The 11245-nt window shown below is 66.6% G+C and carries 16 protein-coding genes; all 16 read left to right on the top strand.

The genetic code is table 11. The annotated features are described in order from the left end of the window. Positions 1-177 precede the first annotated feature (177 nt). The gene (locus QZV94_RS18225; RefSeq protein ID WP_293680004.1) at positions 178-504 is read left to right on the top strand and encodes a DUF736 domain-containing protein; all 327 of its coding nucleotides are present in this window, start codon (positions 178-180) and stop codon (positions 502-504) included. 190 nt (positions 505-694) lie between these two features. After that, positions 695-958 (top strand): helix-turn-helix transcriptional regulator, encoded by a 264-nt coding sequence (locus tag QZV94_RS18220; RefSeq protein WP_137803538.1) that lies wholly within the window; start codon positions 695-697, stop codon positions 956-958. 120 nt (positions 959-1078) lie between these two features. After that, entirely contained in the window at positions 1079-1345 is a 267-nt protein-coding gene (locus QZV94_RS18215) for a DUF2285 domain-containing protein (protein ID WP_293679995.1), read from the top strand. A 115-nt stretch (positions 1346-1460) separates the two neighbouring features. Continuing rightward, entirely contained in the window at positions 1461-1784 is a 324-nt protein-coding gene (locus tag QZV94_RS18210) for a DUF6499 domain-containing protein (RefSeq protein WP_293679992.1), read from the top strand. Then, positions 1726-2235 (top strand): DUF2285 domain-containing protein, encoded by a 510-nt coding sequence (locus tag QZV94_RS18205; protein ID WP_249357740.1) that lies wholly within the window; start codon positions 1726-1728, stop codon positions 2233-2235. Before QZV94_RS18210 ends, QZV94_RS18205 begins: the two co-directional genes overlap by 59 nt. 125 nt (positions 2236-2360) lie before the next feature. Continuing rightward, the gene (locus tag QZV94_RS18200) at positions 2361-2642 is read left to right on the top strand and encodes a helix-turn-helix domain-containing protein (RefSeq protein ID WP_293679985.1); all 282 of its coding nucleotides are present in this window, start codon (positions 2361-2363) and stop codon (positions 2640-2642) included. A gap of 10 nt (positions 2643-2652) precedes the next feature. Beyond that, complete coding sequence (locus QZV94_RS18195) at positions 2653-3714, top strand: replication initiator protein A (RefSeq protein WP_293679980.1); 1062 nt, start codon at positions 2653-2655, stop codon at positions 3712-3714. Continuing rightward, positions 3711-4349: a ParA family partition ATPase gene (gene parA / locus QZV94_RS18190; protein ID WP_293679974.1), complete on the top strand. Its 639-nt coding sequence runs from the start codon at positions 3711-3713 to the stop codon at positions 4347-4349. The genes QZV94_RS18195 and parA overlap by 4 nt, the downstream gene beginning before the upstream one ends. Further along, entirely contained in the window at positions 4346-4585 is a 240-nt protein-coding gene (locus QZV94_RS18185; protein WP_137803543.1) for a hypothetical protein, read from the top strand. The genes parA and QZV94_RS18185 overlap by 4 nt, the downstream gene beginning before the upstream one ends. Then, the gene (locus QZV94_RS18180) at positions 4582-5097 is read left to right on the top strand and encodes a DUF2840 domain-containing protein (protein WP_137803544.1); all 516 of its coding nucleotides are present in this window, start codon (positions 4582-4584) and stop codon (positions 5095-5097) included. Before QZV94_RS18185 ends, QZV94_RS18180 begins: the two co-directional genes overlap by 4 nt. Continuing rightward, the gene (locus QZV94_RS18175) at positions 5094-5690 is read left to right on the top strand and encodes a S26 family signal peptidase (RefSeq protein WP_293679964.1); all 597 of its coding nucleotides are present in this window, start codon (positions 5094-5096) and stop codon (positions 5688-5690) included. Before QZV94_RS18180 ends, QZV94_RS18175 begins: the two co-directional genes overlap by 4 nt. Continuing rightward, positions 5687-6025: a DUF736 domain-containing protein gene (locus QZV94_RS18170; RefSeq protein WP_137803546.1), complete on the top strand. Its 339-nt coding sequence runs from the start codon at positions 5687-5689 to the stop codon at positions 6023-6025. The genes QZV94_RS18175 and QZV94_RS18170 overlap by 4 nt, the downstream gene beginning before the upstream one ends. Before the next feature lie 3 nt (positions 6026-6028). Continuing rightward, on the top strand, positions 6029-6793 hold the full coding sequence (locus tag QZV94_RS18165; RefSeq protein ID WP_293679954.1) for a lytic transglycosylase domain-containing protein: 765 nt from the start codon (positions 6029-6031) through the stop codon (positions 6791-6793). Positions 6794-7040: 247 nt separating this feature from the next. Continuing rightward, complete coding sequence (locus QZV94_RS18160) at positions 7041-8819, top strand: DUF3363 domain-containing protein (protein WP_293679951.1); 1779 nt, start codon at positions 7041-7043, stop codon at positions 8817-8819. Between the two features lie 27 nt (positions 8820-8846). Further along, on the top strand, positions 8847-10835 hold the full coding sequence (locus QZV94_RS18155; RefSeq protein WP_293679948.1) for a conjugal transfer protein TraG: 1989 nt from the start codon (positions 8847-8849) through the stop codon (positions 10833-10835). Positions 10836-10842: 7 nt separating this feature from the next. Beyond that, the coding region (locus QZV94_RS18150) for a CopG family transcriptional regulator (RefSeq protein WP_293679944.1) at positions 10843-11245 on the top strand (403 nt) is incomplete at its 3' end.

Here is an 11245-nt window from a genome sequence, read left to right as displayed (position 1 = left end):
GCTGCGCCGTCATTCCTCGCGCGACAAGAAAGTTCCTCCTTTGCTGTCAGGCCCCAAGCCTACCCCAGCAAACTGGGGACCCCAGGCAGGAGTGCGCCGTCGATCGTCTCCGGCCCATCGATCGCCATCGAGGCCGCAATGGTGCGGGCTCGAGACTTCAGATCAAGGAGAACTGACATGGCGACCATCGGCACCTTCAAGAAGACCGGCACGAACGAGTTCACCGGCGAAATCGTCACCCTGAGCGTTCAGGCCAAGAACGTCCGCATCGTCCCCGAGACCCGCGCCACGGGCGAGAACGCCCCCAGCCACCGCGTCCTGGTCGGTCGCGCCGAGATCGGCGCCGCCTGGTCCAAGCGCTCCAACGAGGGCCGCGACTATCTTGGTCTCAAGCTGGACGACCCGAGCTTCAACGCCCCGATCTACGCCAACCTGTTCGACGACGAGGACGGCGAAGGGTTCAGCCTCATCTGGTCCCGCCCCAGCCGCCGCAACGGCGACTGAGGCTCCAGCGACGCCCCGTCCGGTCGATCCGGACGGGGTCTTCGCCTGCCAAAGCATCCGAATCAGCTTGCGGCCTGAACTACTCGAACGACCGCAATAGACGCTCTTCAGTCTGGCCTGAGAAGCTAAGAACGACTATTATAGTCGTAGTTCTGGCGTGCGCGTAGGCCCTGGTGGGAGGTGATCATGCATGATCACCGCCCGACAGTCGCGGGCCGCACGCGCGCTGCTGGGTTGGACACAGGAGACGCTCGCTGACGCAGCCCGAGTATCACTGACCGCGCTCAAGCGCCTCGAGTCGGAAAGCGACTTGAAGGTGTATGAGAGCACACGCGATCAGGTGCGCCGGGCACTCGAGGCGAACGGCATCCTTCTCCTAGTGTCCGACCAAGGTGAAGGGGTGATGCTCGTCCATGGCCGAAAAGCCACCAGCGACATGCGGAAGAGACGCTAGCGCCGGTTCACGACGGCCAACCCGCATTGCGGGCCAACAACCATACCCGTTGCCGTCGAAGTCGGGCTTGGTTAACGCCATCCCCACACACAGGGGCACTGTGATTCCAGGTGGGGCTTCGTGACCAAGGCAGAATTCCTCGAACGGCCGCCCGAGAGCGCGTCGGTCACCGACTATGACCGTCAGCACATGACGCTCTACCTCCGTCTCCTCGATGCTGCGTCGGACGGCGCGGCATGGGAAGAAGCCGTATTGATCCTGTTCGGTATCGACCCGGCTGCCGAACCGGAGCGCGCCCGCCGCGTCCACGACAGCCATCTCGACCGCGCCAGATGGATGACCCAGCACGGCTACCGCGAGCTCGCACACGAGCATCCGCGCCGGTGATGCGGGGGTGATGCCGCGGCGGCATCGCCCGTTTCCTATTCTCCGGCTTCCGCTTTGGTTCGCGTGACGGAATCCTGCCCAGCGAAGCTGCTGCAGGTTTGCTGGCGGAGGATGCATGACCCCCGACATCTCGCATTGGCGATCATCCGAGCACTACGACTACGTCGAAGACCTCGTCTCGCCTGAACTCGCCTGGGAATGGCTGCGCCGGAACGAAGACTATCAGCGCGACTTCGAGGCCGCTCAGGTGGAACCGAACGCCGACACTGCAGCAACCGAGGCGACGAGGTCTCGATGGGGGCTGCGATTTCCTGGTGTCGCCTGCCCTCGACGCCAGAGAGGCCGCGCCCATCTGGGCACCCACATTGAACACTGGCGTTGTGCTGCTGACCGCGCCGCCCGCTATCCTGCCCAAAGACGACAAGTCGCCAACCATTAAGGGCCACGCGGCTGGTCAGTCAGACGCGCAAGGCTTCCACTTCCTTCATCGCCTGACGAACGGCGAACGGCTTCAGATCCTGCGCTTCGCCGGCGCGAGTGGTGCCGAGGGCACGGCGGCCGTCATTCCGCTCGGCCCCGACGGGTTCGATCGGCTCGAGGCAGTCGCCCGCCTATTAAGTTCGCTCCATGGCCGCTCGGTCCCGGCCGACACGCGGCTAACGCGGCAGCAGCGTCACCGTGCGCGACGGATGTTGCAGGCTGTAGACGGCCGTCTCAGCGGCGCCAGCTACCGCGAGATCGCCGCGATCCTGTTCGGCACGCGCGACCTTGCCGATGAACCCTGGAAAACATCCTCACGCCGGTTCGCCACCATGGAACTTGTGCGCGGCGGCCTCGCCATGATCGCTGGCGGCTATCGACGCCTGCTCAGTCATCGCCGTCGACGCTAGCAGGCCGTGTGTGGGGATTTGCTCCCGCCAGCTTCCCACTCCTTCCGCAACGTCGCGCTCCGCCAGGGTAGCCGCCAACCGCCGCTGTCCCCCAGCGGCTCTCGTGCAACCTCGGAGGCCCGATCATGTCACCAAATGGCGCCGGTGTGCCGCAACGCTTTCTCCGCACACCCGAAGCGGCCCGCTTCCTTGGTCTCTCGGATCGCACGCTTGAAAAACACCGGACCTACGGCACCGGTCCCGCCTATCGAAAGCTCGGCGGGCGCGTCGTCTACGCGCTCGAGGACCTGAAAGCCTGGGCAGACCGCGGCTTCGTCACCTCGACGTCTGATCCGCGCGGCAGTGTCCTTCCCGCCAAGCGCCATGCCGCCATAACGCCTGCCTTCGGCGGCGGCCAAGCCCGCTGAGCCGTCCGACATGCCGCCACGGCAACGCCCCCTCTCCCCAAGCGAACGATCACGGCTCGATCCGTTCGTCGTCGCCACCGGTGACGCCAGCCCGCGCGATCAGCGCGATCTGATGGAGCGGCCCTTCTTCTCGCTGGCCAAAGCCAAACGCACCACGCCGATCCTCTACGAGGCCGGCGACGTCCATGTCGAAGTGTTCGCGGTCCCCGAGCATGGCATGGCGACCATCTGGGACGCCGATATCCTGATCTGGGCCGCAAGCCAGATCGTCGAAGCCGCAAACCTCGGGTTCCAGACCTCACGCTTCCTGCGCTTCACCCCTTATCAGCTCCTGACCGCGATCGGACGTCAGACCGGATCGCGCGATTACCGGCTGTTGAAGGGCGCGTTGGCGCGCCTGCAGTCGACCGTCATCCAAACCACGATCCGCAACGGCGAGCATTGGCGGCGCCAGCAATTCTCCTGGATCAACGAGTGGGGGGAATGCACAACGCGCGACGGCCGTGTGGAGGGCATGGAGTTTGTCCTACCCGACTGGCTCTATCGCGGTGTCATCGACCGCTCGCTCGTCCTCGCCATCGATCCCGCCTATTTCCGGCTGACCGGCGGCATCGAGCGCTGGCTCTATCGGGTCGCCCGCAAACATGCCGGCCGTCAGCCTGCGGGCTGGACCTTCGACATTGCGCACCTGCACGCAAAATCGGGTAGCCTGGCGCGCGTCTCCGACTTCGCCATCGACATCCGCCGCATCGTCGCCCGCCAGCCGCTACCCGGCTATCGCTTGGCTTTGGAGCGCGCCGGTCGTCAGGAACGCTTGCTCATCCGCCCTATCAGCTTGTCCACAGGCCCTGTGGATGGCGTTGTGGATGCGATCGGGACTTCGGGCGCAAATGGTATCGGGATTTCGGGCGCAGCCGCCTCGGGACTTCGGGCGCGCGGATCGCAGCTAACCCTCTGGCCTGAAACAGCGATTCCGAGCCTTAACTTAGAGTCTAACAAAGAATCTAACTTCTTGTTGGAGCGGAGCGACGGTGGAAAACCTCCCCGCGGCCGACGGAGCGCGCGGTCATGATCGTCGCGTTGCTCAACCAGAAAGGCGGCGTCGGAAAGACGACGCTCGCGCTCCATCTCGCCGGCGAATGGGCCAGCCGCGACCAGCGTGTCATGCTCATCGACGCCGATCCGCAGGGTTCCTCGCTCGACTGGTCCGAAGCCCGCGCCCGTGAAGGCCTGCCCCGCCAATTCGCCGTCATCGGACTGGCGCGCGACACCTTGCACCGCGAAGCGCCCGAACTGGCGCGCGGCGCCGATCATGTGGTGATCGATGGGCCGCCGCGCGTCGCCGGCCTCATGCGCTCGGCCGTGCTTGCCGCCGATCTCGTCCTTATCCCGGTTCAGCCATCGCCCTTCGACGGATGGGCGTCGGCCGAGATGCTGGCACTGCTCCGTGAAGCACGCCTGTTCCGCCCGTCGCTCGTCGCGCGTTTCGTGCTCAACCGCTGCGGCGCGCGCACCGTCATCGCGCGCGAGACCGCCAAGGCGCTCGCCGAACATGATCCGCCGGTGCTGGCGAGCGCGATCGGCCAACGCGTCGGCTTCGCGGATGCCGCGCAATCCGGCCGCCTGATCTCGGAACTCGATGGCCAGCGCGCCGGTGCGCGCGAGGTCGCCGCGCTCTGCACCGAAGTCGGGAGGCTCGCACCATGACCAGGCGCAGCTTCGCCGCGCGGCCCGGCGACCCGGACACCTGGATCAAGGCCGCCGACGATCCGCGCGGACGCAGGGCTGACGCTATCGCCTACACCGCGCGCCTCACCATCGACGTCACGCCGGACCTGCGCGGCCGGATCAAGGTCACCGCGTTCCAGCGCGGCCAAACCGTCGCTGACATGCTGCGCGAGCTGCTCGCGAACGCATTTCCTGCCGAGGGGGACGGGCAATGAACGCTCCGGCAATTCATGGCGCAGCGGGCGTTCGGCCGTCATCACCTTCGGGTCGGCTCACCGAGGTCGAACTGGTTTGGCGCGAGAAGCAGGTCGAACACTGGATTCGCTTCGGCCATGCGGTCCACGAACAGATCCTCGACCGGCGGCGTCGCGTCCTCAGCTTCCCCGCCGGGGCTGTCTTCGCCTTCGTCCGCTGGGCCTCGAATGGCTTTGGCACCGTCGTCTCACGCATCGACATCCTGCGCGCCGTCAGTGCGGGCGAAGGCTATCAGACGCTGCCCTCGGTACGGCCCGGTGGTGAAATCCTGCTGCAAACGAGCGGCTGGCCGAGCGTCGAACGCGTACTGCTTCTGACCGACGCGATCGAAGCGCTCGACATCGATCCCGCCGAAGCTGCGCCTGACTATTGGCGCCATGTCCACAACCGGCTCGCCGCCGGTGACGTCCCGCGAGCCTACTCCCGCCAGCAGCACCGCGCGTGGCGCTTGCGACAGAGAGCAGAGCCATGACGCGCGCCGGCTACCTGCTGACGACCACGGGTGCCGCGCTCCTGCTGATCACGCTCGCGGTGGTCAACACGGCACCGCGGCTTGTCTGGAACGCATCGGCCAGTGTGCCGGTCGGCCTCTATGAGATCGGCTCGGCTACCCCGCTCGAGGTCACCGACCTTGTCGCGGTCAATGCGCCGGAGCCGCTTGCCGCCTTCCTCGCGGACCGGGGTTATCTGCCGCGCGGCGTGCCGCTCTTGAAGCGCGTTGCCGCACTGCCTGGCCAGACCGTCTGCCGTTCGGGCGCTGACATCACAGTCGATGGAACCCCCGTCGGCAATGCGCTCGACCACGACCGTCTGGGACGCACGCTGCCCATCTGGCAGGGCTGCCACCGGCTCGGCGCGAGCGAACTCTTCCTCATGAATATCGCCGTCCGAGACAGCCTCGACGGCCGCTACTTCGGGCCTCTCGCCGTCACCACTGTGATCGGGCGGGCCACTCCTCTGTACACCGACGAAGACGGCAACGGTCGCTTCGTCTGGCGCGCGCCGACTTGGGTAGACGGCGCAGCCATGACCCGTTCCACCACATCGCCAAGGAGGTTGCCATGACCCTGATCGGAGAATTTACCCGCACCAAGAGCGGCTTTGGCGGCCGCATCCGCACGCTCGCACTCGATGCAGCTCTGGTGCTCGTCCCGGCGGAGCATTCCGACGCGGAGAACGCGCCCGACTATCGCGTTCACCTCGGCGACGATGCCGATGGGCCGGAAGTGGGGGCTGGATGGAAGCGCACCGGCGAGAAGGCCGGCGAGTATGTGTCGTTGCAGCTCGACGATCCGACTTTCGCGCAGCCAATCCGGGCCAACCTGTTCCAGTCGGCGGACAACAAGTCAGCTTGGGGGCTCTACTGGAACCGGCCGACCAAGCGCAGCGAGCGGGATTGACCGATGCGCGTCTCTCGTCGCCACACCGCCGTCGGTGCGAAACGGGTCGCCTGCCGACTGCCCGTCCTTCTCCTTTCCGGCCTGGTCTTTGCCGGCGTGATGCCCGCGTCGTCTGTGGCGCAGACATCGTCCATCGAGCGAACCGCTGCAGCCTCGCCCCACGCGCAAGCGGTCGCCGAGGCGGCGCAGCGGTTCGGCATTCCCGAGCGCTGGATCTGGGCGGTCATGCGCGTCGAGAGCGGCGGTCGGGTCCGTGCCGTCTCGCCCAAGGGCGCGATGGGGCTCATGCAGATCATGCCCGCGACCTGGGCGTACCTCCGCGCGCGCCACGGTCTGGGCGCCGATCCCTTTGACCCGCGCGACAACATCCTCGCCGGTGCAGCCTATCTGCGTGAAATGCACGACCGCTACGGCGCGCCGGGCTTCCTCGCGGCCTACAATGCCGGTCCCGGGCGCTACGATGATTATCTCTCAGCGGGCCGCGCGCTGCCCGCTGAGACCATCGCCTATGTGTCAGCGCTCGCGCCGCTGATTGGCAGTGAGCCCCTCGCTACCGGCATCGCTGTCGCGACCGTCGACCCGCTCGCCTGGACTCGGTCGCCGCTGTTCGTCGCGCGCTCCGATGGCAGCGCTGGTGCAGAACGATCGCAGCCCGATCGTCAAAAGAACGCCGGCCGGACGGCAGATCCGCAGCAACCCCCAATCGCCGCTTCGACGCAGACGGCAGGCATCTTCGTGACGCGCGCCAGCGATGGGGGGCGCCCATGACCAGGATCGCACTCTGGCGCGGTGTAGCGAGCTTCCGGAAACGGGCGGCATGGGGCGGTTGGAGCGAAGCAGACACGACCAACAGACGGCGAGATAAAAGCGGCTCGCCACTCTCGTGCAAGCCATTGCTTTCGCATGGCTTCTCGCGTGCCGGTCGGTCGGGGGCAGTGCCGGTTCCGGCTATTTTCCACGCTATTTCAACGACATTGCCGGCACTGTCCATCGTTTGGCCCGCCGGAGGCCGGCGATGAGCGATGGCGACAGCGACTTCCGGGTCCGGCCAGGCCGCATCGGTTCGACGCGGGCGCCGAAGCCCAAGAGCTTCATCAATCAGGTCCTGCGCGCCGCCAAGCGCTCGGGGCATGTCAGCACTGGTGGCGGTCCGGGGCGCAAGGCGTCCGGCTATGGCCGTTCGACCTTCGGGCGAGGACGCATCGCGTTCAGCCGCGCACGGCTCTTCAGCTCGTCGCGCCGCGTCGTCGTCAAAGCGCGGATCGCCCGCCACCAGGGCCGGGCTTTTCGGTCCGCGCCGCTCCATGCCCACCTCTCCTACCTCAAGCGCGACGGCGTCACGCGCGACGGCGAAAAGGCCGTGATGTTCGATGTCGAAAACGACCACGCCGATGACGCCGGTTTCGCCGCGCGCTCGAAGGATGACAGGCACCATTTCCGTTTCATCATCTCGCCCGAAGACGCCGGTGAGATGACGGACCTGCGCGCCTTCACGCGCGACCTCGCGCGCCAGATGGAAACCGACCTCGGCACCCGGCTCGATTGGGTCGCGGTCGATCACTGGAACACCGACAATCCCCACGTTCATCTGCTGGTGCGGGGCATCGACGCTGAGGGCGCCGACCTCGTCATCTCCCGCGATTACATCAGCCGCGGCTTACGCTCCCGGGCGGAGGACCTGGTGTCGATCGAGCTCGGTCCGAAGCCGGAGCACGAGATCAAGACGGCGCTCGAGCGCGAAATCACAGCCGAGCGCTGGACGCGCCTCGATGTCGAGATCCGCATCGCAGCCGACGAGACCGGTTTCATCGATCTACGTCCCGAGCAGTCCGGTGCTGGTGATCCCCAGACCCGCCGGCTCATGATCGGTCGACTTCAGCACCTGGAGAAGATGGGCCTCGCGTCTTCCGCCACTCCCGGCGAGTGGATGGTCGGGCTCGACGCCGAACGCCACCTGCGCGACCTCGGACTTCGCGGCGACATCATCAAGACGATGCACCGCGCCTTCGTCGAGCGCGGTGAAGATCGCGCTGTCGCCGACTATGTCATCGAAGGCGACAGCGGACAGGCGCCGATCATCGGGCGGCTGATCGATCGTGGGCTGCACGACGAGCTGACGGGCGAAGCCTATGCAGTGATCGACGGCACCGACGGCCGCGCCCACCATGTCCGGTTCCGCGGTGTCGAGGCCTTCGAGCATGCGCCTGCGATCGGCGGCATCGTGGAGGTTCGGCGCTTTGGCCGAGCCGATGAGCCGCGCCCGACGCTCGTTCTCGCCTCCCGGTCAGACCTCGATCTCAGCCGGCAGATCAGGGCGCAGGGAGCCACCTGGCTGGACCATCGGCTGGTGGAAGCGGACCCTATGCCGCTTTCGATGGGAGGCTTTGGGCGGGAGGTACGCGACGCCCTGCAGGCACGGGCCGAGCATCTCGCAGACCAAGGCCTCGGTCGCCGCCAGGGCCAGCGGATCATCCTGCAGCGCGACCTCCTCGCCACACTGCGGCGGCGCGAACTGGATGCAGTCGGTGCGAGCCTCTCCGCCGAGACCGGGCTGCAACACATAAAGGCATCCGCCGGTGATCAGGTCGCCGGCATCTATCGCCAGCGTCTCGACCTCTCCTCCGGCCGATTCGCGATGATCGAGAGCACGGCACGCGATGGGGGCCTCGGCTTCCAGCTCGTGCCCTGGTCCCGCGAGATCGAACGCAGGCTCGGCCAGCATGTCGCCGGCGCCGTGAAGGACGGCGGGGGCATCGAATGGGGTCTCGGCCGCAAGCGCGGGCTCGCCCTCTAACCGACAAGGAAGAAAGGACCGCCGCCGATGTCCGCGACGAAAATCCTCTGGGGCCAGATCACCACCGTGTTCCTCATCGTGCTGTTCACGACCTGGGGCGCGACCCAATGGACCGCCTGGCGGCTCGGGTTTCAGGCGCAGCTCGGCACGCCGTGGTTCGATCTGGCGGGTTGGCCGGTCTACTACCCACCCGCCTTCTTCTGGTGGTGGTATTTTTATGACGCCTATGCGCCGCCGATTTTCGTCGAAGGCGCGGTGATCGCCGCCTCAGGCGGCTTCATCTCCATCGCGGTCGCCATTGCGATGTCAGTATGGCGTGCCCGGGAGGCGAAGAACGTCGAGACCTATGGGTCGGCTCGCTGGGCTGAACTGCGGGAGGTGAAGGCAGCGGGTCTGCTCGGACCTGATGGCGTCGTTCTCGGCAAGCTCGGCGACGCCTATCTGCGGCACGATGGACCGGAGCACGTCCTGTGCTTCGCACCGACCCGATCAGGCAAGGGTGTCGGTCTCGTTGTCCCGACGCTCCTGACCTGGCCGGGCTCCGCCATCGTCCACGACATCAAGGGGGAGAACTGGCAGCTGACCGCCGGCTTTCGGGCGCGACACGGTCGCGTTCTGCTGTTCGATCCGACCAACGCCAAGTCGGCCGCCTACAATCCGCTCCTGGAGGTGCGGCGCGGCGAGTGGGAGGTCCGCGACGTGCAGAACGTCGCCGACGTGCTCGTCGATCCCGAGGGTTCGCTTGACAAGCGCAATCACTGGGAGAAGACGAGCCATTCGCTGCTCGTCGGCGCCATCCTGCACGTGCTGTACGCGGAGGAGGAGAAGACGCTCGCCGGCGTCGCCGCCTTCCTGTCGGATCCGCGCCGTCCGATCGAGGCGACGTTGAAGGCGATGATGACGACGCCGCATCTCGGAGCCGGCGGCCCTCATCCCGTCGTGGCGTCGACGGCGCGCGAACTCCTGAACAAGAGCGACAACGAGCGCTCGGGCGTCCTGTCCACCGCCATGTCCTTCCTGGGCCTCTATCGCGACCCGGTGGTGGCGGAGGTGACGCGCCGCTGCGACTGGCGGATCGCCGACCTCATCGCCGACGAGAAGCCGGCGACGCTCTACCTGGTGGTTCCGCCATCGGACATCTCCCGGACGAAGCCGCTCATCCGGCTGGTGCTGAACCAGATCGGCCGGCGCCTGACCGAAGATCTGCATGCGCGGGACCGGCGCCACCGCGTGCTGATGATGCTCGACGAGTTTCCAGCGCTCGGCCGGCTCGACTTCTTTGAGAGCGCGCTAGCCTTCATGGCCGGCTACGGCCTGAAGTCATTCCTCATCGCCCAGTCATTGAACCAGATCGAGAAGGCCTATGGCCCGAACAATGCGATCCTCGACAACTGCCATGTGCGGGTGAGCTTCGCGACCAATGACGAACGCACCGCCAAGCGCGTGAGCGACGCGCTCGGCACCGCGACCGAGATGAAGGCGATGCGGAACTATGCCGGGCATCGGCTCAGCCCATGGCTCGGTCACCTGATGGTCTCGCGCTCGGAGACGGCGCGGCCGCTCCTCACTCCCGGCGAAGTGATGCAACTGCCAGCGACCGACGAGATCGTCATGGCCGCCGGTGTCCATCCCATCCGAGCCAAGAAGGCCCGCTATTTCGAGGATCGCCGCTTCAAGGAGCGCATCCTGCCATCGCCCGACCCTGCGAAATGCGGGCGTTCGACCCGAAAGGACGCCTGGTCCGGGTTGAAGCCGCAGCGGCCCGACGCAGACCTCGCGGCCCAGCTCAACAAGGCGGAAGACGCAGCCAATGGCGGGCTGCGGCGCGAGCCCGAACTGCCCGACCATGTCGCGATCGCCAAGGAAACAACCGGACCTGCCGCGGCCGATGAGTTTTCCATCATGCTTGACGATGAGCCGGAAGACGCGGCGCGGCAGCGTCAGGCGCTGCGCCAGCAGATGCGCGGCGTGGCGAGACAGGTCGCGCTCGATCCCAATGACGGCATCGATCTGTGAGGTAACCATGCGCGACCGGATGAACGTTTATTTCCCGCCCGAGATGCTCCGCCAGATCGCCGATCTCGCCGACCGCAAGAAGCTCTCCCGCTCCGCGATCGTCGAGGCCGCGGTTGCGTCATTCCTGTCACCTGATGGCGCGGACAAGCGCGAAGCCGCTTTCGCCCGCCGCCTTGATCGCCTGTCGCGCCAGGTACAGCGCTTGGAGCGCGACCTTGGCGTCACCGCTGAGACACTGGCCCTCTTCGTCCGCTTCTGGCTGACGATCACGCCGCCCTTACCGAACGATGCTCAGGCGTCGGCGCAGGCCAAGGGGCGTGAGCGCTACGAGGGATTCATCGAAACGCTGGGGCGGCGCCTGCAGAAGGGGCAGAGCTATTTGAGGGAGATTCCGGACGATATCGGCGGGG

This window comes from uncultured Phenylobacterium sp., assembly GCF_902826855.1.
In the GTDB taxonomy this organism is placed as follows: Bacteria; Pseudomonadota; Alphaproteobacteria; order Caulobacterales; family Caulobacteraceae; genus Phenylobacterium.
The sequence above is the reverse complement of the archived record's forward strand: the minus strand, read 5'-3'. Positions and strand labels throughout refer to the sequence as shown.

Coding starts and splice junctions, on each gene's coding strand:
- QZV94_RS18160 (WP_293679951.1), top strand. CDS start 7,041: ATGAGCGATGGCGACAGCGACTTCCGGGTCCGGCCAGGCCGCATCGGT.
- QZV94_RS18175 (WP_293679964.1), top strand. CDS start 5,094: ATGACGCGCGCCGGCTACCTGCTGACGACCACGGGTGCCGCGCTCCTG.
- parA (WP_293679974.1), top strand. CDS start 3,711: ATGATCGTCGCGTTGCTCAACCAGAAAGGCGGCGTCGGAAAGACGACG.
- QZV94_RS18210 (WP_293679992.1), top strand. CDS start 1,461: ATGACCCCCGACATCTCGCATTGGCGATCATCCGAGCACTACGACTAC.
- QZV94_RS18220 (WP_137803538.1), top strand. CDS start 695: ATGATCACCGCCCGACAGTCGCGGGCCGCACGCGCGCTGCTGGGTTGG.
- QZV94_RS18185 (WP_137803543.1), top strand. CDS start 4,346: ATGACCAGGCGCAGCTTCGCCGCGCGGCCCGGCGACCCGGACACCTGG.
- QZV94_RS18180 (WP_137803544.1), top strand. CDS start 4,582: ATGAACGCTCCGGCAATTCATGGCGCAGCGGGCGTTCGGCCGTCATCA.
- QZV94_RS18225 (WP_293680004.1), top strand. CDS start 178: ATGGCGACCATCGGCACCTTCAAGAAGACCGGCACGAACGAGTTCACC.
- QZV94_RS18155 (WP_293679948.1), top strand. CDS start 8,847: ATGTCCGCGACGAAAATCCTCTGGGGCCAGATCACCACCGTGTTCCTC.
- QZV94_RS18200 (WP_293679985.1), top strand. CDS start 2,361: ATGTCACCAAATGGCGCCGGTGTGCCGCAACGCTTTCTCCGCACACCC.
- QZV94_RS18170 (WP_137803546.1), top strand. CDS start 5,687: ATGACCCTGATCGGAGAATTTACCCGCACCAAGAGCGGCTTTGGCGGC.
- QZV94_RS18195 (WP_293679980.1), top strand. CDS start 2,653: ATGCCGCCACGGCAACGCCCCCTCTCCCCAAGCGAACGATCACGGCTC.
- QZV94_RS18165 (WP_293679954.1), top strand. CDS start 6,029: ATGCGCGTCTCTCGTCGCCACACCGCCGTCGGTGCGAAACGGGTCGCC.